18 protein-coding genes and 1 pseudogene are annotated in these 22763 nt (G+C 60.6%); 8 read left to right on the forward strand and 11 right to left on the reverse strand.

Features of this window, described 5'->3' with window-relative positions; translation table 11 throughout:
* Positions 1–58 precede the first annotated feature (58 nt).
* Entirely contained in the window at positions 59–487 is a 429-nt protein-coding gene (locus tag GE253_RS23005; protein WP_153206496.1) for a hypothetical protein, read from the reverse strand.
* Entirely contained in the window at positions 484–780 is a 297-nt protein-coding gene (locus GE253_RS23010; protein WP_153206497.1) for a hypothetical protein, read from the reverse strand. Before GE253_RS23010 ends, GE253_RS23005 begins: the two co-directional genes overlap by 4 nt.
* A 186-nt stretch (positions 781–966) precedes the next feature.
* Between GE253_RS23010 and GE253_RS23015 the strand changes: the two genes are divergently transcribed.
* The 6 genes from GE253_RS23015 to GE253_RS23040 all read left to right on the forward strand — a co-directional run bounded on the left by GE253_RS23015 (position 967) and on the right by GE253_RS23040 (position 7367).
* Complete coding sequence (locus GE253_RS23015) at positions 967–1440, forward strand: hypothetical protein (protein ID WP_211101558.1); 474 nt, start codon at positions 967–969, stop codon at positions 1438–1440.
* A gap of 21 nt (positions 1441–1461) precedes the next feature.
* A complete protein-coding gene (locus GE253_RS23020; protein WP_153206499.1) occupies positions 1462–1962 on the forward strand; it encodes a hypothetical protein in 501 nt (166 codons plus the stop codon).
* An 11-nt stretch (positions 1963–1973) separates the two neighbouring features.
* On the forward strand, positions 1974–3068 hold the full coding sequence (locus GE253_RS23025; protein ID WP_153206500.1) for a hypothetical protein: 1095 nt from the start codon (positions 1974–1976) through the stop codon (positions 3066–3068).
* 12 nt (positions 3069–3080) lie between these two features.
* Positions 3081–4280, forward strand: coding sequence for a hypothetical protein (locus GE253_RS23030; RefSeq protein WP_153206501.1), 1200 nt, complete (start codon positions 3081–3083; stop codon positions 4278–4280).
* 21 nt (positions 4281–4301) lie between these two features.
* Entirely contained in the window at positions 4302–5891 is a 1590-nt protein-coding gene (locus GE253_RS23035) for a toprim domain-containing protein (RefSeq protein ID WP_153206502.1), read from the forward strand.
* Positions 5892–6209: 318 nt separating this feature from the next.
* Positions 6210–7367 carry a hypothetical protein gene (locus tag GE253_RS23040; RefSeq protein ID WP_153206503.1) on the forward strand — a complete coding sequence of 386 codons (1158 nt, stop codon included), beginning with the start codon at positions 6210–6212 and terminating at the stop codon, positions 7365–7367.
* 3 nt (positions 7368–7370) lie between these two features.
* Here the strand turns inward: GE253_RS23040 and GE253_RS23045 are convergent, their stop codons facing one another.
* The 7 genes from GE253_RS23045 to GE253_RS23075 form a co-directional block, all read right to left on the reverse strand.
* Complete coding sequence (locus tag GE253_RS23045; protein ID WP_153206504.1) at positions 7371–8324, reverse strand: replication initiator protein A; 954 nt, start codon at positions 8322–8324, stop codon at positions 7371–7373.
* Positions 8325–8916: 592 nt separating this feature from the next.
* A complete protein-coding gene (locus tag GE253_RS23050) occupies positions 8917–9999 on the reverse strand; it encodes a zincin-like metallopeptidase domain-containing protein (protein ID WP_153206505.1) in 1083 nt (360 codons plus the stop codon).
* A gap of 225 nt (positions 10000–10224) precedes the next feature.
* A complete protein-coding gene (locus GE253_RS23055) occupies positions 10225–12441 on the reverse strand; it encodes a DNA topoisomerase (protein ID WP_153206506.1) in 2217 nt (738 codons plus the stop codon).
* Entirely contained in the window at positions 12441–12773 is a 333-nt protein-coding gene (locus GE253_RS23060) for a hypothetical protein (RefSeq protein WP_153206507.1), read from the reverse strand. The genes GE253_RS23055 and GE253_RS23060 overlap by 1 nt, the downstream gene beginning before the upstream one ends.
* Before the next feature lie 42 nt (positions 12774–12815).
* Positions 12816–17771, reverse strand: a complete 4956-nt coding sequence (locus GE253_RS23065; protein ID WP_153206508.1) for a strawberry notch C-terminal domain-containing protein — start codon at positions 17769–17771, stop codon at positions 12816–12818.
* Between the two features lie 33 nt (positions 17772–17804).
* Positions 17805–18962 (reverse strand): hypothetical protein, encoded by a 1158-nt coding sequence (locus tag GE253_RS23070; RefSeq protein ID WP_153206509.1) that lies wholly within the window; start codon positions 18960–18962, stop codon positions 17805–17807.
* 214 nt (positions 18963–19176) lie between these two features.
* On the reverse strand, positions 19177–19698 hold the full coding sequence (locus tag GE253_RS23075) for a hypothetical protein (RefSeq protein ID WP_153206510.1): 522 nt from the start codon (positions 19696–19698) through the stop codon (positions 19177–19179).
* A 213-nt stretch (positions 19699–19911) separates the two neighbouring features.
* Between GE253_RS23075 and GE253_RS23080 the strand changes: the two genes are divergently transcribed.
* Positions 19912–20154, forward strand: a complete 243-nt coding sequence (locus GE253_RS23080) for a hypothetical protein (protein WP_153206511.1) — start codon at positions 19912–19914, stop codon at positions 20152–20154.
* Between the two features lie 443 nt (positions 20155–20597).
* Positions 20598–21476: pseudogene (locus GE253_RS23085) on the forward strand (IS5 family transposase); the annotation flags it as partial.
* 205 nt (positions 21477–21681) lie between these two features.
* Here the strand turns inward: GE253_RS23085 and GE253_RS23090 are convergent.
* Complete coding sequence (locus tag GE253_RS23090; protein ID WP_153206512.1) at positions 21682–22080, reverse strand: hypothetical protein; 399 nt, start codon at positions 22078–22080, stop codon at positions 21682–21684.
* 11 nt (positions 22081–22091) lie between these two features.
* Entirely contained in the window at positions 22092–22712 is a 621-nt protein-coding gene (locus GE253_RS23095) for a ParA family protein (protein WP_173012788.1), read from the reverse strand.
* Positions 22713–22763 lie beyond the last annotated feature (51 nt).

Below are 22763 nucleotides of genomic sequence, written 5' to 3' on the forward strand. Positions count from 1 at the left end.
TGCAGATTGTTGATTGCAAGTGCCGGTAATATGCATGTTGCGTATTGAACCTTCAACGCTAAGCGTCTTTTCGCCCTTTCAGTTGGCGGGTAACATGGTAGGCGCCGGCACCGGCAAGCAATAAGGTGACCAGGAAGCTGATCAGCACCACCAGCATCTTGGTCTGCGGCGCCGTCGCCTCCACCCAGGACAGCACGACCGCCCCCAGCAGCGCGGTCACCATGCCCGCGATGATGAAGGCGAACGGAAACACCCCCGCCCAAACCACCCATCCTGGCAGCTTGGCAAGGACCACACGCCAGCCAGGCCTGGGCCCGAGCTGGTTAATCCAAGCCTGGGTGCGCCTCGCGAGATGGAAGGTGCAAAGAGCGCTGAATCCCAGCAGGACCACGGCGGCTTCGGTGGAGTCTTGCGCGACCGATCTGAAGAGCGGCCAACCGAGCCCCAAGGCCAGCAGACCATAGATCGCCCAGATGATCGGCATCATCGCCACACCCCCACATGCCAGCCGGCCAGGCAGAACACGCCACCAATGCCGGCACCGGCTAAGAAAAGCACGATCCCCGCCGCCCCGCCATGGGCCAGACCGGCGCCCATGGCGCCGACCAGCAGCAGCAACCCCGTCGCGACCAGGTTGATGCCGGCGCGACGCCGCAGCACTGCCTGGTGCTCCGTCAAGGGAGGTGGTACCGCACGCAGCCGGCCCAGCAGATCCCGCCAGGATCGCACGCTCAACGCGCTGCCGATTACCCGCCCGCCATCAAGGGCCGCGCCCGCCACGGCCTTGACCCTTGGTGACCAGGCCGACCAAGCGCCGCTGAAGGGGACGTACCATCTGCCCCTGCTGTCGCCACGCTCCGTTTGCATCCGCTTCGCCTAATCTTAGCAGCGATGTTTGATCGCCAAACATAGGCAGGTTAGGGCTGGGATGTTTGCACGGCCAGTCGGAAGGAGCGGCAATTGTCGATGTTGGAGGATGATGCGATCGATGATTGGCTGGGCCAGCACGGTGAGGCCTTCCGCCGCTGTGTTCACGACCTCGAACTGACCGAAGGCTGGCCCGCCGACATCAGTTCCTTGGAGATCGATGCCGCCGTCGTCGAGCTGGGTCGGGACCTGGATCAGGTCGCGCCGCACATGCTGCAGGAGCTGGGGCGAGCCGAGCTGCTGCCCTATCTGGCGCTGACGCTGGCACACCTGCGCGCCGGCCGCCGGCTGCGCCTTCTGGAATTCCTGGCGGCCGTCGTCCCGCCAGCCGCCACCACCCACCAGGACCTAGTCGATCGCCTGCTGGCGCTGGACGGCTCCCAGCAGGTCGCGGAGGCGGCCCGCATCCTGCGCGAATGTCTGACCGTCATTCACCGGCGGCATGTCCTGGAGCGCCTGTTCGCCCCGGACCGTATGGCCATCGTTCTGTCCGCCCTTCATGGTCGATTATGACGAGGAATTTTCCTGGAGAAAATGATGAAAAAAACATTGGCCCTGAGTATGGCATTGTCGCTTCTCCTGTCCCAGGCAGCAACAGCACAGATGGCTGCCGATGGATGTGATGACGCTACAATGCAAAAATACGAAACCGTGGCCATCCAGGCTGCGGACCGCGAATATAAGAATGTCATTCTGCCTGTCATCCGCCGACCCGCCAACATAATGCAACTTTCGTGCCTTGAACGGTTCGTCAATCCCCGAGGTGTCGACATCCTTTTCGACGTGTCGGGCCTGATGTCCAGCCTAGTTAATGACCTGTTAGGCAAAGCATGCGCTGCAGCTGATCAAGTCTGGTCCCAAGTTCCCTCTTTGAACGGCTCGGTCTACGCCAACCAAGTGCCCCTACCGCCCGGCACGGCGGTCAACAGCACCGGCAGCACGTCCTCGGTCAAGATTTACATGCCAACTGGCAGCTCCGGTGGCCAGCAGGGTAAGTCGGGCTCGATCCTTGACAACCTGTTCGGCGGCAAATAACGGAGGAAACCATGCGTAAGCTGCTTCTGGTGGGTGCTGCAACCCTCTCGATCACACACCAGGCTCACGCCCTGGGCGGATACGATTACATTCATGCTGAGGCCCAGACCAGCAAAGTGATGGCCCGGATCGCAGCGCTTGATGCCACCATGTCAACGACGATGGCTCGTGGCTTCGGACAAATCAGCGGCCGGCTCGGGGCTGTTGTCGCCGGTATTGGTGCCATTACCAACGAGCAGACTCAGGCCCAAGGCCGCTTGCAACAAGATGCCATGCGAGCCGAAGGCGTCATGCAGCGCACGCCCACCAGGGCCGGCTGTCGGAGCGCCACCCCTTCCTCCACCGGCATCGGCCGGGCCGTGACCGCAACATCCGTGAACGAAACCCGCCTGCTGGCCGCCGCTGCGTCGTGGCGAGGTGCCGCCGCACGCAATGGCGCCGACCATGACGGCGCGATGGCCAGCCTCTACCCATATCGGTCGAAAGGTTGCACCTGGTGGAGGCGGGGCGAAGCCGGCTGCACCCAGGAAGACGCCGCCACTGGCAAATGGTCGCCGACACCGCTCTGGCCAACGGACAAGACATACAAGACCGAAGGACAGGTCGAGGCCGCCCAGGATTATATCCGCAGCCTGGTGCGATCGGTGGGACCGGACTATGACCCGACTTGGCGCAACACGCCGAACGGGCGGGCTAACCTGATGCAGGCGGAGGACCGCGAGCGCCAGCACGGCGTGGCGGACCAGGCGCTGATGGCGATCCATGCGCGCTATGTGCCAGTCGCCCAGCTCGGCCAATGGCGTGACGCTGTCCTGGGCGGGGTCGTGCCTGCCCAGGATCAAGCGACCGTCAGCATGAACGATTACCTCCAGACCGAAGTCCTGCGCCGGCATGCAAACCCCGCTTGGCATGCGTCACTGATCGACATGCGCGGTGATCAGCTCGTACGCGAGCTGGTGCAGATCGAGGCGTTGCGCACTTTCATGCAGTTCCAGGACAGCCAGACACTGGAAAGGATCTCTGCCACCCTGGCGACGATCCTGCCCCGCACCACGGAAATCGCAGATTACCTCGATCCCGATCGCGGCAGCCCAGCCAGCAAATGAGGCCAAACGAAAATGGATTTCAACGATATGTTCAAGGCGATGGACGCGCACGCGGCCCGCCAGGACCAGGAACCGGAAGATGCGCCCAAGGAGGCAGCCCCGGCTGGCGCATCCGCCCCCTCCCCCAACGGCGCTGCGGCGAAGCCGCCAGGCGATACGACCTCCAGCGGTGATGCGTCCCCGGAGCCAGATGCACCTGGCCCGCAGGCGGATGAGCATGATTTCAGCAGCGGGCCGATGGCCGGCGGGTTCCAACTGCCGGCCGTCCCGATGAGCCCTGGTCCTGAGGCATTTTGGCGGGAAGGAGGCGTGCCACCTTATGACGCCTTGATGATCGCTTGGTCCCGCAAGCAACCAGAATGGGACACTATCGATGGAGACGTCGATATCGATTTCAACACTACTGAATCAAAAACATACCATCGTCTGTTTGATGATATATCCCAATTGGGCGAGGCCGAACATGAGCTGGCGGCGGCGATACGCGAGGACCTGGACCAGGCCGCCACAGCGGAAGGGCAACGGATTTTCGATCAGAAGGCCGCCATGTATGCTTCAGCGCTCAACGCGGGCGCACCCGGCCCCGCGCCCGCCGGCATGGGTGGCGGGGGCTTTTCCCTGGGCGGCTGGGGACGGCCCCGTCCGCCGGCGCCGCCGCGCCATGCGCCCTCGGCTCTGACCCTGGCAGGGCGGGCCGTATCGGACAAACTCCACGCGTATCGCAAGTCACGGACTGTCGATGCATTCCAGCAGGTCGATGACGCCGGTGAGACCGTCCAGAAGACGCTAGACCGCCTAGGAAACTCGCCTGTCGGAGCATTCCTTAAGGGTCAGCTCAGAACAGACCAAGACCGCAAGGCCTTCTCGGAAGCCTTGGCCGCCAACCCGGAAGCTAAGACGTTGTTCGAGAAGCTGTCCGACGATGTCGGACAGTTCGCCACCAACATTCAGAAGGCGAGCCTCGCGGCAACCCGCGCCGGCTACGATCCCACGAAGGTGCATGATCTGTTGAAACAGGCCGCCAATCCGATCCTGGACCAGGTGAAGGATATTCCCGACGTGAAAGTCCCGAACGGTGACAAGACGCTGGGTGACAGCGTCAAGGCGGCGATAAAGGCGATCAAGGTCATTCTGGCCGCATTGACCAGGCGCAACCAATCTCCCGGCCACGATCATGATCTTGAAGATAGTGGTCCCAGCTTGACCATTTAAGCCACCTGCCGGGGACGCGCCGTGCCGCTATTCTTGATCGAAGCGCCAGGCAAGGTCCGACGCTTCGCCCATCTCGCTCGCGAAATTGGTATCAGGAACGCCGAGATCGTCGCAACGAAGGGTCACCTGCTCGGCCTGCCTTCTTCTCTTTGGCCCGTAGCGATCGGCTCTGATCTCCTGGACCATGCTGCGCGACAGCCACGCGACTTGGAGCGCATCAACCTGATCAGGTCGGCGGCGCGGCGCCATGACATCGTGTATGTCGCTACCGATCCGGATCAGGAAGGCGACGTCATCGCCGCCGACATTGCAGCCATCCTGGAAGGGCACACAGACCTTCGGCGGCTGCGTCTGCCGGCGCTGACCGCCAATGGGCTGACGGTCGCATTGGCTGCCGCAGGTCCCGTCAATATCGCCAGCGCGGTGCCCGGTCGAGCCCGCGCTGTCGTGGACAGGATCATCGGCAGCGTCTTCAGCCGACCTGGCCGCCCTGCTGGCCGCGTGTGGACGGCCCTGCTTGGCTCCTGGGACCAGGATCTGGTTCCATCCGCCATGACGCGCGTGAAGGCGCTAGCGGCTGACGCCGGCCGACACTGGATTGCCACGCTCCCCGGTCTTCACCCCGACCTGCCACCGGAAATCTTGACTAGGCTGGCCAGAGCGACGGCCTTCCCGGCTCGCGTGGCACCGGCTTCGACCGGCGAACTCCTGATCGACGCCGCGGCTGCATTGGACCGCCCGGTGAAAGACATCATGGACGATATGCAGGAGGCCTACGAGGCGGGCTTGCTGTCCTATCCCCGCGCGTCTGGACGATTGATCGGCACCGCAGGTCGCCAACAGATCGCGGCCATCGCCAACCGCTACGCTCTGCGCTATGACCCACATCGCGGCGAAAGCGATGAGGGGGCCGCCGGCGCGCACGAGGCTCCGCACCCTGTCACCGATGTTCCCATCGCTTCCGATTTGTCGAGCCTGCCGGCAATGGCCGCGACAGCGGCTTTCGTCGCGCGCCGACAAATGGAGGCAGGGCAGGACCTGGTCGATGAGACCCCCGACCTCGGGGCCTTGCCGCCCGACTTGGCATCACTGGGCTGGAGCCGGCGAACAGGATGGCGGCGCCCGAGAACCGGCGAGCAGGAGGCCCAGCTGGGCGCTCATTTGGTCCGGCCCGATGTCCGTGCGGTGATGTTGCTGCTTGAAACCGGGATCGGCCGCCCATCGACATTCGCGACTTTTGCAGACCAAGTGCAAATTCGCGGTGTGATCGGCGCCAATGGTCGAATCAATGAACGCGGTTTACACATGATCGAATCGACTCCGCTGACACTGCGGTCGCCGTCTTGGGCACGCTTCGTCGAGGATTCTCTCGCGTCGTGGGTAGTTCCTTCGGCTCTTACGCTGGATCAGCTTCCCGTCAAAGCTGCAAATTTGACAGCGTGCGTTTTGAATGCGCTCCCCGGAGATGCAAATGACAAAATTCGTTCCGCTTTAGCAGGAACTGACGGTCAGCGTTTGCAAACCTCCGAAACTGCCGGTAACTTCTTGAAATTCCTGCAGCGTGGCACCGCCCGCGATGAGGAAGACCCCGCCGGCCCCAAACTCCGATAAGGAAACGGCCCGGCACCAACCTGATGCCGAGGCCGAACATGTCGGAATAAGCCCGATCCCATAGGCACAAAAAGCAAAAGCGGCCCCGAAAGACCGCCCTGCCGAAGAACCTAATTGCATTGCACCGATCACGAAGCGTTTCCAGCGCTGCGGAACCGATCTCCAAGTCGCAAGGGAGATTATACCCCCGCCAATCGTGAAATCGCAATCGGATTCTTCGAATGGGGACGTGCTGCCTGACGCAGCCGCGTGCGCCACCCCATATCTTCACGGAAGAACCCGATGCGACCAGAACCAGCTGGAGCGCGCCGCCCGCGCTTGGCCAGCGCAGACGCCCGCCGGGCGCAGGCCGACGCAGCGACCGCAAAGCTCATCTCCATGGGCGGCAATGTCGCCGGCATGCTGCCCCTATTGACGCCCGTGATGCGGATCGTCGCCGCCCGCTTGGCAGACCTTACGGCGGATGGCTCCCGGTCCTACCGATCAACGATCGCGGAACTGGGCCGGCAATGCCTTGTGTCTGTAAGAGCCGTTCAGGCCGCCTGTCGGGTGCTCCAGCAGCAGGGCTTCCTGCGGGTGATCGAAGAGCGGGTCAACGAAGTCACGTCGCTCCCGAACATCTTCTTGGTGTCGGCATCGTCCCTGGTGCAGGGCGGGCGCTCAAATGCGCGGGGGGTGCAAAAATCCGCAGCCAAGAGTCAGGAACTTATATCTAAAACTACTACAACCTCTACAAACTTAGGCTGTAGGTCGAAATTTTGTTCTCAACAGATACAAGCACCTCGCGTCACGGAAGTGCCTGCGGCTGCCACACCGACCGGGCCGGCAGACATCGAGGAGACCACCTTCCTTGACCTGGCCGCCTATGCCGTCCGCCAAGTGGCGCCGGACGCCCTCCCCGGTCTCAACGGCCAATCGACTGCCGCTTGGCTCGCCGCCGTCGAAGACCTCCTGAAATCGCGGATCGCTGGCTTTTCGCTCACCGCCTACCACAGGGTCGCTCAGCGCCGGCCCCTCGTCGCCGCGCTGTCGGTCCTTGAGGCCCTGGTCGTCTCCCAGCGCCGGGAGGCCAGCTCCCGTTATCGACCTATAGCCAACCTCGCCGCCTACCTCTCGGGCATCCTGTTCAATCGAACGACCGGTCCGCGCCCGCAGGACACGCTCGGCCGCCTTGTCAGCACTGATACCGGCCCGGTTACCAACGAGACCAGGGCTAGGCCGCCGGCGACGTCGGCATCCACTGCCGGCAGCGGCCGATGCGTGATGCTCACCAAGACCGACATGCTGCGGACGCACGCCGACCCGATGGTGCGTCAGCTCGCCGGCTACGGTCCTGCAACGCGACTGGATGTTGTTAAGCGGTTGAACAAGCTCCGGGGTGCCGCCGGCCGGGCTCTCCTGTCGCTCACCACCGACTTGGAGACAATCGTCCACGCCATCAGGGAACAAGACTGCGCTCGCGCGGTGATGCCATGAAGCTTAAGCTTCGCCGACAGTCACCAGTTCGCTGCCGTCGATCTCAGGATAGCCGTCAATCGGGGTCTTCATCATCTCCGTCCAAGGTTGGTCATCCCGAAAGAACCAGACCATGTACCCTTTGAGCGGCGTGCGCCCCGGTTGACGAGGGGCCTTGCGATCAGCCCCGCGGCTGCGTGGGTCTACAAGGGCTAGTCTGTATTCAGGGAGGGCGTCCTTCTGCTTCGTCAGCTTCACCAGCAGTGCCTTGAAGTGCTTCAACTCTTGCTGTGTGCCAACCTTTCGGCGCAGTTTCTCAATATTGATCCGGAAGCCGGGCTGGTTCCCGCAGTGCGCCCGGGCAATCTCGTAGAGCCGCTGCTCGATAGGCCCCAGCCGGAAGAAATCGGCGTGATAGGTCAGCATGCGGTTATCGCGCATGATCGCTCGCCACAGCCAGGGGCACAGCTCTACCGATATACCCTTTAAGGTCTTTGTCTTCCCATCTTCGGATCGACGGTAGGAGAGCTTGTAATCAGACACCCAGCTAAATGCACTATCCTCCCCCTCACCGCCGGTCTCGATATTGGTGAAAACGGTGGTGCTCTTCAGTCGCTTCAACCCTTCCAGCAGCCGGTCGTAGGCGCCCTCATTGGGCGATGTATCGTTGACGCGGAAGAAATCGTGGGCGGTGAATGTTACCCGCCGGGAGCCTGTCTCGATCAGCTCGCCACGGTTGACCTTGCCCTGGATAAGCGACGCGATATAGATCAGCAGCCGCTTGTCCCACATCGTTGCCACGCCCAGCTCGGTACCGCGAACTTCGATACGAACCGTGCCATCGTCATAGGCCGGCAACTCTGTGACCCTCTCCTTCGTCAGCGCGAAGAAGGGAAACACCATGTTGGTCCTGTCGTTGCTGACCTTGCCGACGAGGGGGCTGTCAAAAACCAGGGAAAGTGCAAGCTGGGTGGTCATCGCGGTCTCCAAGCTGGCCTATCAAAATCTGGTATGACAGCAACTGTCCAGCCCCCTCTGCATGATAGTCGGCGATAAGTCGAATCTTATCCCCCGCCAAGTCGGTGATAGGTCGAACTTCACGCCGCCCTTTAGGGCCGACAGCTGGATTGGTCGGCAATAGGGCGAACTTCTGGGAACGCGGCTGGGAACGCGGGAGCCGTTCAGCGTCGAGAATCGGCCATCGCGAGGCCATCAACAGGTTCAGCCTCGACCTATCACCGACCAATTCCCTTAGAAGCCCGCATCTACTCGCTCTTTCGCCGACCAAACACGGGATTCGGCCGAAATCCATACTCGCCCTATCACCGACCAAAAGTCCTGTTCCTCCTTATCGCCGACGATGATTCGACCTATCCCACCCCAAGGCTCGCCGGATCACCAGCCGAAAGCTCAATCAATTGGCGACCCTGATTCGCCAGATCACCGACCAAAAGTCCTGTAACCCCATGATCCACCACCGCTTTCGGAGGCGGTAAATGTGTAATCTACTAAATCCATATTGATTCTAATAACTATAAAATACTGCAACAAGTTATCCACAGCTTGTCGCTCATAACAACGCCAGCTGATATCCATCGATATCTGCAACATCGATCATTACCCGCTCGTTATCGTCTGTTCGGACACCATAGTCGAACACCAGATCCAGCCGCTGACCAAATGCCCTTTCATACAGCCAGTCCGCGATCTCCTGCGCATCTTTCGATGCACGGAACAACTCGCGCGGATCGTTCTCCAACAGCTTGAGATAATGGTCGATATAGCTGGCATGGTCCTCAATCTTGCCATTGAGCCCGATCTCGCCACACAGCATGAATGACGCCATTTCCGCGCGCAGTTCCTCTCTGGCGTAATCTGTCGTTCCCGGCATCCCAAACATCCTGGCCAGCCGGCTGGGATGGCCTGTTGCATGGCCAAGTTCGTGGATCAGCGTCGTATAGTAATCGGCAGCACTAGAAAAACTATGCTTGGCAGGCATCAGGGCCTTGTCGAGCGCCGGCACATACGCGGCCTGGGTCGATCCATGGATAACGGGAACACCCGACGCTGCTGCGATCTGTTCGGCCGCCTCCACCGAGGCCCATCCCAAGGCCGGCACGATAACATCCTCGATCGCAGGGATGCCATCGATCTGGGACGCGTGGAAGACGGTGTAGGTCTTCAGAATTGGAATGCTCCGTTTCCGGAAAACCTCTTCCCCCTCGATCACGAAGCTATCGTCCCCGCGATCAGCCGCGAGGCGGGCTTCGTCCACCTCGCCAGGATCGTCGATGGCCAGCGTGCTCTCCCGGCGTTTGTAAAAGAAAACTGGGAAGCCCTTAGCTCCCTTCTTGATGCGCCACCCGCGCCCAGTTGCCTGGTTGAAGGTGCAGAACCTGGGGTCTCCGCCCGCCATGCATATCTTCACATCGTCGCCGTCGTCAAACGCGGCAAAGCTGAGGACGATGCGATTGACCCCCCGATATTGACGGCCGGTCAACGCGTTAACGGGAACGAAGGGGACATTGATATTGACGGCTGCCGACCAGGAGGGGCGCCAGGGGTCGACACCCCTCCTGATCGCGTCCAGCACCGCTTGGGCTGCACGCTCATATGGGGCCATCCTGTCAGCCGGGGTAAATCGCTTCACCATGGTCGTCCTCCGATTGGCAACTCCTACCCATCAGGGATGACGCCTATATGTGCAAACGACAACTCCAACTTCAAACCTGATAAACTCGAAATATATAAACCTATCGCCACCAATTCCTTCTAGTTTTCGTCTTCTTCCAATCCGAGGTCGCGCAATTCTTCGTCGGTCAGTTCGACGGCTTCATCTTCGTCATCACGATCAGTTTGATTCTTCATCAGAGATCCCTCACTTCAGCCACCGCTCAAATGGTCCGCGCTCCATCGAACTGTCGATATACCACCGTTTCTCCTTGCCGTCGAAACGCGCTCCCAATCGCTTGACCGTATCCTTTTCTTCGAACTCGGTCGTCAGGTATATTCGCTGGCCCTTGCCATCCATGGCATATGCCACATCGCCACCAGTGGCCGTTTCTGCTTTCCGTGAAGTGTCACTTTCGCTTCCTCTGTCAGGAAAAATCGCGTGCTTACAGTTCGGATAGGCCGAACACCCTAGGAATGGCATTCCACGGCCCTTGCGTGTGATCATCCTACCGGTGCCGCAGGCGGGACACGAAGCGCCATGACCTTCGATGGGTTCGATTGCCGGCTTGGGCGGGCGGTCTCCTCCAAGCGTCGATGACTTGCCTTGGAAGCGCTCCATCACGATGCCGACCTCTGTCGCGATTGCCTGAAGGATCTCCCCGGTTTTCGCTTTCCCCAACAGAATGCCATCAAGCCGGTCTTCAAGATCGGCCGTGATGGCAGGATTGACGACCCTTGGCGCTATTTCACTGAGGACGGAGAAAAGCCCCATGCCCTCTTGAGTGGGCACAATGTATTTGCCCGCGTCCGTCAACTGCCCTCGCACTTTTAGACGTTTGAGAACCTCGGGCTGCGTTCGAGCGGTGCCGATACCACGGGCTTCCTTGAGACGGTCCCGTTCCGCATCGGTATCCACAAAACGCCAGGCTTCCTTCATGGCGGTCACCAGCGTGCCCTCGGTGTAGTTCGGCGGCGGCTTGGTCTTCTTCGCCTCAATGCGGGGATCGGCCAATGTTGCGGGGCTTCCGGAGGCGACTTCCGGCAGCAGGACGGCCTTGTCGTCGTCGGTGTCTTTTCCCGATTGGTCATCGGCCGGATCTTGCCATATCCCACGCCACCCATATTCCAAAGGGACGCGCCCACGGGCTTCGAAAACGTGTTCAGCGCCGTGAACGGACACACGCGCCTTCACGATGGTCTGGTTGAACACGAAATCTCCGGAAACCGCCGCCAGATACCGTCTGGCGATCAGGTCGAACAGCTTATGCTCGTCACCAGACAGCGCCCCGTAGGCGCTTGCCGCCGCCTGATGGTCCGCAAGCACATTTACGTTCGGCACGATGGCGTGATGCGGGAACCCTTCCAGACCTTTATCCCAATAATGCCCTCCCTTGCCGGACCTGATCGTTGGCGTGGTGGGCGCCAGCGTCTTATAGGGCCCCAGCTGGGCGAGGCCGGAGACGAGGGCGGGAGCGTCCGACGCCTGGACCTCAGGCAGGTATTTCGCATCTGACCCGATATAGGTGATGAGCTTGTGCTCCTGATACAGCGACTGGGCAACCTCTGCCGTCCTTTCCGCCGACCAGGACCAGGCAGATGCTCCAGCGGCGATCAAGCCGGCGATGTCGAACAGCATGGGCGGCGCTTGGCGCTCGACCGATTTCTCAACCGAGAGGGGGCCGGACCAGGTACCGGCCGCGAGAGCGACTGAACGCGCAATCGCTTCATCTGTCAGCGTGTCCCCGATACGACGCATCTGGAAGGAGCCGGCCGCCGTGTTACACCGGGCCGTCACGACGAAGTAGGCCTTTGCAACGAAGTTGTCGCGTTCCAGCTGCCGCCGGCAGACGATCGCCAGGGTGGCGGTCATTACACGCCCGACACCGACGGCGCCGCGTGCTCCCTCTTTGCGGAAGGCGATCGTGGCACCCCGCGTCAGTGACAGATTGTAGATCTGATCCGCTTGCTGCCGTGCGATCGCCGCCTCGCGCAGATTGCGGAACTCCGCATTCGGCCGTGCTTTCCCGAAGGCCGTTCGGATTGAGGATTTGTCCTCGGCATTGAAGGTCACGCGCATCACCCGGCCGCGGAACTTCGCATAGTCCAGAAGCTCCTCGCCGATGAGCTGACCCTCCCTGTCGGGATCGGTGGCCAAGAAGACCAGGTCCGTCTGCTTCAGCGCCTGGAGGATAGTCTTCAGCCTGGCTGGCTTGCCACCGCCATCGTCCGGCCGCCAAGGATAAAGGCCAGCAGGCGGTATCAGGACATCGTAGGTCCATGCCTTCCAGTGCGGATTGACCTCCTCCGGTTCCGCAAGCCGAAGAAGGTGGCCCTGCAAGGCATGGACTTCTCCGTATTGTGAGCCAACGGCGGCGATGACGTTCCGGCGCTGCGAGGGCTTCTCGGTCAGGACGATGGACATCAGGCACCCTCCACCAGGTCGAACTGCGAAACCGCTTCCCTGACGGCTGCGAGGCGGTCGAGAACGGTATCCTCGGGCAGCCTGAATTCGATGCCAGCCGGCGTGAGCAGGCCTACCAGCTCCACCACCATGTCCGCATCTCCGCCGGCGATCGCCCGTTCCACGACCTGAAATTCAAGCCCGCCATCACCCATCAGCGCGATCGTCGCCTCGCCAACCAACTCGCTTTCGTCAAATGCCGGCGACCGCCATTGGAGCTTTCCGCCGGGGGGCGGTAACGCCCGCCCGATCACATGCTCAACATCCTTCTTCAGAACCAGAACCATCGTCACTCGCCGCCTTCTGGCCGCGCTCCCTTGATGTTGCTGTGATGATCATCGTGCCGACATGTTGGGAGACAAATCCGTCTCGCCGTCAGAATCGGTATTGCGGCAATGCCGGCTCAGGACCTGCACGTTTCGACTCTTGTATTCGTTCAACCAGGCCCGAAACTCAGGCGCGCAATAGAGGCGGTTTCCGCGTGAGAAGAGCAAGTCGGCAACCTCAGGAAGCTTGTCCAGGCCCTTGAGGTTTACCCCCATCAGCGCCCTGGACCCTGCCCACTCGCCCGTGATCGCAACAAGGCTGGCGTCGGCGAAATACCGTCCCCCCTTTTCGGTAGCGCCTGGGCAAAACAGCCGGGCATGGCCGCCTGTCCAGACGATCCTCAAGCCCTCTCCGGTACGTGATTGAAGCGTGTCCACCAGTTCACCTTCCGGATGGTCGGCGAGAAACTCGCGAACCATCTCGGCTGATCGAAGCTCGACGGGCAACTCGGCGACCGGTCCGGCCTTCTTCGGCACCAGGATGCAACGCCGCCTCAGTCCCTGGTCGTCCTCATAGGTGACTACCTTGCCGAGGCGATGCTGGTGGGAAAACCGCGCCGCGTCGAACAGGTTGCCATCGAGTACCTCCCGCCGCTCGATGATCGTACCCGCTGGGGCGTTATCGAATTCATGAAAGCTGCGCACGGGCCCGGTGCATTCGAAGTTCGGATCGTTGATCAGCGCATAGAGCGAGAGCGCGCGCACGCGGTCGGTTCCTGGTGCTGCGAACCTGATGGACCAAGCACCCGCATTGTGCTCGCGACCCTTCTGCGGCACCTCCACTCGGATCACAACATGGCGTTCGATCGCACCTTCGTTCCCCGTAATGCTGATGCCAGCGCCGGGCACGATGTTCGGAAGATGGCTGACAAGTGCGGCAAGACGATTGTAGGTCGCTTTCACGGCATTGGGCTTTTCATCCGCCAGCGCTTGGTCAACCGTTTCAAAGCGCTCAGGCAACACACGCCGCAGGAGCTGCATCGAGTTCTGACGGATGCGCTTCGTCAGCATCGGCATCGCGTCGTCGGCTGGCAGCTTCGTCGTATCCGACAGATGCCGCCAGCCGGCTTGGATAGCCTCCTGCAGAAAATCGCTCCGCAGCGGTTTGGCCTCCCTTTCGATTTCCAGGGTGCTGACATAGATCGGTCCCTCGAAAGGGTCGTCCGTGTCGACCTGGGCGCCCTCGAAAAGGACCCGTTGGGTCACACGGGCCTTGCCAAGATCCTGCGCCTTAAAGGGGTCTTCGCCCCGCAGCGCATATTCGTTGAGCTTCGCATCATACGCGGCGCTGATCTCGCTTTCCCACAGCTCCTCCTGCTCGTCGGAGCGTAGGAGAATGAGGCGGCTCAGAAGCTTGTTAACATACCAGAGATCCTGACCGTCCGGCTTGTCCTCCGGCATCTCTATCGCAAGCCTGTGAGCCAGCTCTGGGCGGCTCTCAAGGATTTCCCGGCAGACCTCATCACCAACCACATTGAGGATGTCTGGGACATCCGTGTCGAGGGCGGAGCTTTCCCGATTGCTGGTGACGTTCGCGCTTAGTTTCCTCAGCTTCGTGTTCTGCATGGCCAGCTCGCGAAGCTCGCAGACGAGCCCCGATGACAGCATGGAGATCATCGGCCGTGAAACCTGCCCTTTGCGGTTGATCCGGCCCCAGAACTGCATGCGCTCGGCGACGTTGGCCGCGATCTGCAATTCCAGCAGTTCGCGCTGGCGCTGATCCGCGAATTTCTCGGATGCGTGCAGGCTGATCCCCGTGCTGCCGGCCCTGGTGAGGACCAGCGCGTCGATCTGACCCGAGTTGTACCCGGCGACGATCGAGGTGCGAGGGACCTGCGTCCGCTCGACAAGCCGGTCACCGACAAGCATCCGCGACCGGCCGGAGATCTCGTCGCACCGATAGCCGGCATTGGTGATCGCCTCCCTGATCGTGTCGATTGGCGACAAGGGCAGATCGGGGAACTCCTCGATCATCTCTATCAACGTTTTATGCGCATTCAGCGTATCCGGATCAGAAATCTCCCTGATCGTCGGCGCTCCATAGCCCGTTCTCTCCGTGATCGTCAGCAAGCGCTGCGCCATCACCTTGAGCAGGTCGCGAAATTGCAGGCCCACCGGCTCATCGGGCGCTAGGTCCTGTGTGATCTCATCAAGCAGGCTCGCCATCGTGTTTTCGAGAACGATCGTCGGCTTGCGGCCAGCGGCGAGGGCCTCCAGCGTCTTCTCCACCGTGAATTCAGTCTTCAGCGCCAGACTGAACTGGCGGCTGATGTTGTAGAGCCTGCTTATGACGTTGAAGGTGGTGACCTGGAGACGCGCACCCTTTCTATCTGCTTCCGGAACGTTTTTCAGGCTCTTGCGGTTTTCCTTCTTGATCGCGGATACGAACTTGTTGACATCGCCGCTCAGGAACGCCATCGCCGAAAGGATGGGGCTCAGTTGATCGCAGAGATGCCGATTCCGCTCCAGGCGCTGATCATCGATGTGGGAGCAAAACGTGACGCCGCTTAGGTCATGCTCGCGCCGGATCATATTCCCCCGTTCCGCGAGCATCCCGGAGAGCGTTTCCATCATAGGCTCACCGCCGAGTCTCAGAATCTCGGGCAGTTCCGTCGCGTTCACGCTCTGCGGAAAAAGCGGAGCGTAGGCGACAAGGTTTTTCGCATCCTTGGCGAAGGTGGCGCTGGAATAGCCGACCGCCGCCGCTCCGGATGCAGCCGCGGCGATGTTGGTCGCCGTGTTTGAATCGCCGGCGGCATTGTGGCTTTCGTCCAGCAGGAGCAGGCAGCCATTGGCGACCTTCTCCAGCCAGGCTGACTTGCGGCCCTCTTCGCTGTTGAACTGCGAATAGGTCGACATCGACAGCATTGCGTCGGAAGGCATGGTTCCGCCCGCCAGGGCTGCATCGCGAACCTGTTTCGGGGTCGCAGGAACCAGCACCTCCCCCGTGATCGTGTCTAGAATGCCCGTTGCGTCATTGAGGATCAGGGGTTGGCCTGCGAGGTCGGCGCTGCCGGTGTCGCAAAGATCCCGCCAGAAATCGGAAAAGAGGTTCGCCTTCTCCGTAACGAAATGCACGGCCATGCCTTTTCGCATGGCAGCTCGGGCCAGGCCGGCGAGGATACGGCCTTTGCCGAAGCCGGTCTGATCGGCAACCACAAAGGCCTCTCCGGCGGAGATCTTGGCCTGGGCGAGGGCGAGGGCATCGACCTGCTCTGCGGACCAGAATTTTCCCAGCTCCTCCTGGGCCACCCCCAGTTCGTCGCCGACATACTGGTCGATAGACCCATACTCGTCCTCGATCCGAGCCAGGGCGGCTCTTGTGCCGGCGGCGAGGTTTTTCGGGATCATCGCTTCCGGCTCTGATACCCGTGAGAACGGCACATAGGGGGTTTGATAAGTGTTGGAGGCGCGTAGCTCCTTGGACCTCGTTGGGACCGGCGCAGGGCTGATTTCCAGGGCGGGAGCAGTCTGGCGCTGGTCGCGCAAGGATGACGCCCAGGTCCAAAGCGCATCCCAGTCCCTGATGACTGGAAGCTTTGAAGGAACCGATCGCACGCCTTCGCCAGGCAGTGGTGTGTCACGCCTGTCGCCGATGGAAAGGAGCCGAACTGGATAACCGGCACCCTGCCGATTATAGAGCCGGCCATCAACCTCGATGACCCCTTCCAGGTGGTAATGGTCGGCAATCCAGTTGAACAGATACCGACTGGCGGCCGTCACCTCGCCCGCAGAGGCCGACTTGTAGCTGTCCCCGGCTATGATTGCCACGGTGCGCCCTCTTGGGGTTCGCGCGGCCAAGGTGCGGAACAGGATCAGCTGGTCTACGCGGGAAAGGCGGAGGCCATCGCGGATGATCGGTTGATCGAGACCGCCGAAGGGCGGGTTGACGATGGAGGCTTCATGCTCAGGAAGTGCAACTGCACGAGCGTCGCCGGCGTGGACCTCACCAACGTTGCCGAGCATGCGAGCTACGCGCTCCAGGCGGTTGGTGTCGAGGTCAAAGCCCAGCACTTTGGCAGCGGGAGAGAGGGAAACAAGCGAGCCATTGCCGATCGTCGGATCGAGAAGCCGGATGCCGGAGGCAGACAGGCGTTCGGTATCCAGCAGCCATTGTGCGGCGACGGCCATAGGACCCGGAGTGGAATACTGCTGAAGGGCGACGGAAGACGACGTTCTCGCCTTCATCGTCGGTTGGTTGTCGTTGAGCCGCACCGCCAGGTCGAACGCACCCCTGGAGAGGGCACCTTCCTTTGATATCCTTCTGACGATCGATGCTTCGATCGCTTCCTGCACCTGGCGGAACCTGGGATCGTCTGCCCGCAGTTCGTCGGCAATCACCCGGCCGAACTTGATCAGGTCCTGGAACGATTTCCGCTCCCCGCCGACATCCATGTCAAGCACGAAGCCGTCGGCACACAAGGCGAGTTCGTCGGGATCGCCGAGCGAAGCACGTAGAAACGCGGCCCTAGACTGATCCGGTGATCCCTCGATGGCCGTGCGGTCGTCCAACCGAATGAACCGGCCGTCGGCACCCTCCATCACCTGCTCGCCTCGGAAATTCCGCCCAAGCTGGACGACCTGCATCAATGACACTTCAGCAGCATTTGAAACCGCACTCTGTGCGGTTGATGAATTTTTTTGGTCAATTCGTCCGGCCGAATGGACAAAGCGGGGTGCTAAGCGGATTTCATTGAGCGGAAGTTCGTGGATCAAAGCGGCAGGAAACAGCTTCTGCCAGTCGTCGATCTTCAGAGGTTCCGAGACTTTTCCCCAGACATTTGAGCGCGGCCACCAGCTGAAGCCTAACTTTCGCAGATCCTGGTGCTCGGCCCCCAACGTCGCGATCAGGTATCGCCCACGGCTGGGCACCTGGATCAGTTGCAGCCGGCCGCCGTAGGCTGTCAAATCAATCCAAACTGCTTTTTGCATCATGTATCCTTCAAAAGAAATGGCGCCGACCACCGGCCGACGCCATTTCTCATAAGTGGACTGTCATCACGGGCGCGCGGCGTGGGCGAGATCGTCATCCAACTCGTCCGCCAGCGGGTCCGGAATGTCATCCGGGTTGATTTCCGGCTCGGCGCTGGTGATGGCGGCAGCCAATGCCGCCGCCGGCGCCGCTTCCTTGACCCCTGTCGGCACCATTTCCGGTACATACAGGGCGGGCGCCGTGGACGTCGGGCCGACATGGCTGACAAACCAGCCTTTATCGCCCTTGCGGGGCTTCATCGCGACGATGGAAGGTGCGAAGCCGACCTCCCCCGACGACGTCTTGTAGAAGCGCTCGAAGGACGGCCGGACCTCCTCGGGCGTGGCTCCCTTGGTGTTGCTCTTCACCGTATCGGCGCCGACGTTGGCACGGACAACCGGTACGATCTCGACCGGCTGGCCATTGGTCACCCAGCTACTGATGGCGGACCCTACGGCGGTGGCCAGGATGTCCTGGGCGACATCTTTCGAACTCTTGACGATGGGGGCATTGGTATGGGGATCGAGCTTGATCGACTCATACACGAACCCCGCTTTCACCTCACCGCTGTCAGGATCGGTGGCCCTGAGCATGAAGCCCCTGGTGCCGGGAACTTTTGATGCGACATCCAATGACTGTGCGATGCGCTCCGTGAGTTGGTCCGTGCGAGAAACCATCACGGCGGCGTCCGGGAAAAGGCTCTCCACCTGTTGCCGGATTTGGCCGGTTCGCTGATCTTGAATAACGGGAAGCGCGCGGGCCATGGCGATCCGTACCATGACGAGGTCGTCGGTGCTGGCGGCAAGCTTGGATGGCCACCAAGCTGTATAATTCCCGTCGCCCTTGTTGCGGGCTGGCGATACGTCATCGAACAGGATCACACCGCCTGGGTAGACCGCACGCTGCGCCCTCTGGAGATTTTCCTGGATAGCAATGGCCTGGGGCGGCAGCTTGGTAATGTCGAAAGCGAAATCGGCGACCTCAGGCCGGGGAAATTTCTTGCTTTTACGTGTATCTGGACGAAGGGATACACGGACGTCACGGCCAGAAGCAATATCGGTGCCGATGACCACTGCTTCCTCGGGCCGATCTGACAAAGCGTAGCCTGTGACCTTGACGGCGAGGTTCTGATTCGGAGGAGCACTGCCACGGTTGACTGTAGCAAACAAGGAATCAATTTGCATATTTCGACCCTCTAATTCGGGGGCTGCCAGCCCCCATAGTTGAAGGTGACGTGGAGTATTCCCATCACCGATACCTGCATTCATTCGAGGGACCACCGTTGGCAGCTGGATATGTCCGACCTTTTTGGTTCGGGGGGGGCGCCATGGGCGGTGTCGGGCCTCTTGAGTTGAGCTTTGCAAAAAAAGATGCAAACGCAAATCGACCGGACGCAACCTATCTGACCCCAATTGAGTAGACGCGATCCTCCTCCCATCCACCCCGCTTCATCACGAATGTGCAGATGGGGCAGATTCGGTTCGAGCGCCGGTCTTGGGACGCGAACGGCTGCTTGCACTGCAGACATTTCAATCGCCAAGCCGCGTTTGTGGCCAGGAGATCAAGCCGGATCGGAAGTGGCTGGTTGGTGAGGGCCGGTCGAAGTTGGCGAAGAATATGCAAACGTGCAACGCCATCGGCGGTCACCGTCTGAGCAGGGACACGTTCGCGCAGGTTTGTCGGCTCGACAAGCTGCTCTTTTAGCAGGGCCGTCATCGCTTTGGTTACCTCCGACATCTCAAGTCCGGTAACAACCGCGATCATGGATTTGTCACGAACCGCGCGTCCGCTTGTTTCGAGCCAGTGAAATAACTCCAATAAAATAAACATGTTATGACTAGAAAAGGCAGTGGGTGCCCCACTTTGGGATTTCCCCTTGCCTTCATAACATGACGGCTCCACCGTCTGTCGCATCAGCATTCTGGCCCCCCGTCAGTTGTCCCCGTAACACACCTTGATTTCCGTAAAATGGTATCGCACAGCGTATCGCCACGAGAAACATGCAAACTATCACCATAAGAGGTGTGGGTTGGTCAATAGGAGTAAATGTTTGCATCATTATATGCGTGCGAAAGCTTCAGCGACTTTGGTTGCGCGAGGCGGCTTGGCGCGATACACCGATAGGCGGGTACAATGACGTTGGACGACTTCCTGACGGCCGCCGGCATATCCAACGAGGCTTTTTCTAAGCGGCTGACTGACCTAGCGAAACTGATGTCAATCGAGCGTAGCTATAATCGCGCCTCCATATGGCGCTACCGCAATGGAAAGGCTGATATGGATGCAGACACGCACCGTCTTGTCTCCTTCCTTACGTGTGGCCGGGTGACGCCGAACGACATGATACTTCGCAACGGCGAGGTACTGTCGGTATGACGGAAGGGGCCGGAGCGCCGGACTCCAAGCGGCGGAAGCCGGTCTGGCCAGACGATAGGGTAGAGAGGTTGCGACAGGCATATGCAGCAGGGCCTGTGAATCTGGGTGCTCTATCCAGCGAACTGGGGCTTCATCGGTCGGCTATTGCTGCCAAGGCGTCCAGACTGGGTCTTACCAATGGACGTGCGATCCCCCAGGCGATCCCGCAGCCTGTCATTGCAGCAGTTGCCGATATATTGCCAGAGCCGATTATGCGGTCGCCGCGGCAGCCAGGACCGCGACGCTGCTTGGAATGTCGTTCGCTGTTTGCAAGCGAAGGTGCGCATAATAGAGTTTGCCCGACCTGTACCTGTCGTCGAAAAGGTACAGCTTCAATCGAAGAAACCGGCTTGATCGCTTGGGGGATCAAAGGCCTCGGTGACTGCTTCTGATCCGGCGTTTAGCGGCCGATCCGAGCGATGGTTGACGAGGTTCTGGAGGTTCTGTCGCCTGATTTCGAGGGGATGTATTCGAAGTTTGGGCGTCCGTCGATCCCGCCGGAGAAGCTGCTTCGAGCCTTGCTGCTGCAGGCGTTCTATTCGATCCGGTCGGAACGGTCATTGATGGAGCAGATGGACTACAACCTGCTGTTCCGGTGGTTCGCGGGCCTGTCGATGGATGCGTCGATCTGGGACGTGACGGTGTTCACGAAGAACCGGGACCGTCTGCTGGCGGGTGATGTCGCGGCGAAGTTTCTGGCGGCGGTAGTGGCGCAGGCGCGCGCCCGCAACCTTTTGTCGGACGAGCATTTCTCGGTGGATGGCACGCTGCTGGACGCCTGGGCCTCGATGAAGAGTTTCCGGCCCAAGGAGGGTGGTGACGGCCGCCGGGACCGGGGCGCAATGCCGAGCGCGATTTCCGGGGCGAGAAGCCCAGGCCACCGGCACGGCCGCGCGCGAGGCCGCCTTGGCCCTGATCGACGATCTGAAGCCCAAGGGCCGCATCACGCTGGGTGCCGATAAGGCCTATGACGTGCGGGCCTTCGTCAAGGATCTGCGCGCCCGCACGGTCACGCCCCATATCGCGCGCAATGAGCAGCGCAAGCCGGACGGGGCACCCTGCGCCGCAGCAGCGCCATCGACGGACGCACCACCCGCCACCCCGGCTATGCGATATCCTTGCGTATCCGCAAGCGCATTGAGGAGGTGTTCGGCTGGATCAAGGCCGCTGCCGGCCTGCGCAAAACCCGCCACAAGGGCACCGACCGCATCGACTGGGTCTTTGCTCTCAACGCCGCCGCCTACAACCTGATCAGGCTGCCCAAGCTCATGCGGGCTGCCTGACCACACCCGGAATCCGCCTCAAATCGGCGGAAACCGGCAAAAATGGCCGCAAATGCGGCCCGTAACCCCGCGCCAGCAACGTCAAACAACGCTGGATGACGGGGAAAGGGGCCACATAAACGGGTTTTTCCGCAGCCTGCTAAAGGGTTCGCGCACTTAACCTTGGCCGGCGGCGGTGTGCATCAATGTAGGACAGATCCACAGGTCATGTCTTGAATTCGGGAAAATTCGCGTCGATTAATGCCAGCGCATCCGGATATTCTTTCAGTAGTCGCTCCACCGCGATGATGAAAAGTTCATGTTTGTCGAGACGGATCAAGTTCCACTCGCGCTTTAGGGCGATTGCGATGGCATCGAAGCGGTCATTGTAAGCATCAGGGATTCGAAGAGACAACGTCTTCGCCCGGCGGACCTCGGGCGGCAGCGCGCTGACAATCGCCAGGACAGGTTCCAGGTCTTGCGGTTCGGGCAATTTTGCTGCGGCTGGCGGGGGAACGCCGATCTTTGGAGCATCGGGAACGGGTATGGCCTCCCCTTTTGGTTGGGCCAAGGCCGCGAGAGATCCACCGAGGGCACCAGCAACATTCAGATCTTTTTTCGCCATTTCTGTCCTCTTCAATCGAGGCTAAGGGTCTTGCGGACCGTCGCCCACAAGCTGTTGATTTCGTTGGTTGATCGTGATTTTGGAGAAGTCTCTGTTACTGTCATCCCGCGTAACGCCGATTCGGCGAAATCGACCCGGTTTGCGATTATGCCCAGGACCGGACCTGACTGGGACAGGTAGGTCGTCATTTGCAAAGTGATTTGTGCCTGGAGGGTGGCCTGGGTCACCACAAAGCCGAATTTCTTGTCTCCCAGCAAAGAGACCGTCCGACTTAAAGCTCTGATGTCATGTGGAGACGGCTTAACCGGAAGAATGACAAGGTCCGCGAGGTCGATAATCTTCGACACTGAATCGGTGATCGCGGCTGGAGTATCGATGATGATCAGGTCGGCGCCGTGCGACCTCAATCGCGCAATGTCGTCTTTGAGCGTGGCAACCGTGGCAGCTGCCATGATTGGCGTTTCCGCCTGGCGATTATTGTACCAAGCGGCAAGGCTGCCTTGAGGATCACAATCCACAAGAGCGACCTGAAGCCCGGAAGCCTGAGCCGCGACGCCCAAATGTGCGCAAAGCGTCGTTTTGCCGACGCCGCCCTTCTGGTTCACGACCACGACCACGACCACGCGCTTCATCGTTTTCACCATTGTACGGTTAAGGCTGCGGACTATAGCGATCAGCCACTT

The organism is Niveispirillum sp. SYP-B3756 (genome assembly GCF_009495745.1).
In the GTDB taxonomy this organism is placed as follows: domain Bacteria; phylum Pseudomonadota; class Alphaproteobacteria; order Azospirillales; family Azospirillaceae; genus Niveispirillum.

Excerpts from the sequence above, each read along its gene's own strand:
- GE253_RS23095 (WP_173012788.1), bottom strand. The coding sequence starts at position 22,712 with ATGAAGCGCGTGGTCGTGGTCGTGGTCGTGAACCAGAAGGGCGGCGTC.
- GE253_RS23005 (WP_153206496.1), bottom strand. The coding sequence starts at position 487 with ATGATGCCGATCATCTGGGCGATCTATGGTCTGCTGGCCTTGGGGCTC.
- GE253_RS23025 (WP_153206500.1), top strand. The coding sequence starts at position 1,974 with ATGCGTAAGCTGCTTCTGGTGGGTGCTGCAACCCTCTCGATCACACAC.
- GE253_RS23030 (WP_153206501.1), top strand. The coding sequence starts at position 3,081 with ATGGATTTCAACGATATGTTCAAGGCGATGGACGCGCACGCGGCCCGC.
- GE253_RS23020 (WP_153206499.1), top strand. The coding sequence starts at position 1,462 with ATGATGAAAAAAACATTGGCCCTGAGTATGGCATTGTCGCTTCTCCTG.
- GE253_RS23045 (WP_153206504.1), bottom strand. The coding sequence starts at position 8,324 with ATGACCACCCAGCTTGCACTTTCCCTGGTTTTTGACAGCCCCCTCGTC.
- GE253_RS23070 (WP_153206509.1), bottom strand. The coding sequence starts at position 18,962 with ATGCAAATTGATTCCTTGTTTGCTACAGTCAACCGTGGCAGTGCTCCT.
- GE253_RS23075 (WP_153206510.1), bottom strand. The coding sequence starts at position 19,698 with ATGCTGATGCGACAGACGGTGGAGCCGTCATGTTATGAAGGCAAGGGG.
- GE253_RS23080 (WP_153206511.1), top strand. The coding sequence starts at position 19,912 with ATGACGTTGGACGACTTCCTGACGGCCGCCGGCATATCCAACGAGGCT.
- GE253_RS23050 (WP_153206505.1), bottom strand. The coding sequence starts at position 9,999 with ATGGTGAAGCGATTTACCCCGGCTGACAGGATGGCCCCATATGAGCGT.
- GE253_RS23015 (WP_211101558.1), top strand. The coding sequence starts at position 967 with ATGTTGGAGGATGATGCGATCGATGATTGGCTGGGCCAGCACGGTGAG.
- GE253_RS23055 (WP_153206506.1), bottom strand. The coding sequence starts at position 12,441 with ATGTCCATCGTCCTGACCGAGAAGCCCTCGCAGCGCCGGAACGTCATC.
- GE253_RS23090 (WP_153206512.1), bottom strand. The coding sequence starts at position 22,080 with ATGGCGAAAAAAGATCTGAATGTTGCTGGTGCCCTCGGTGGATCTCTC.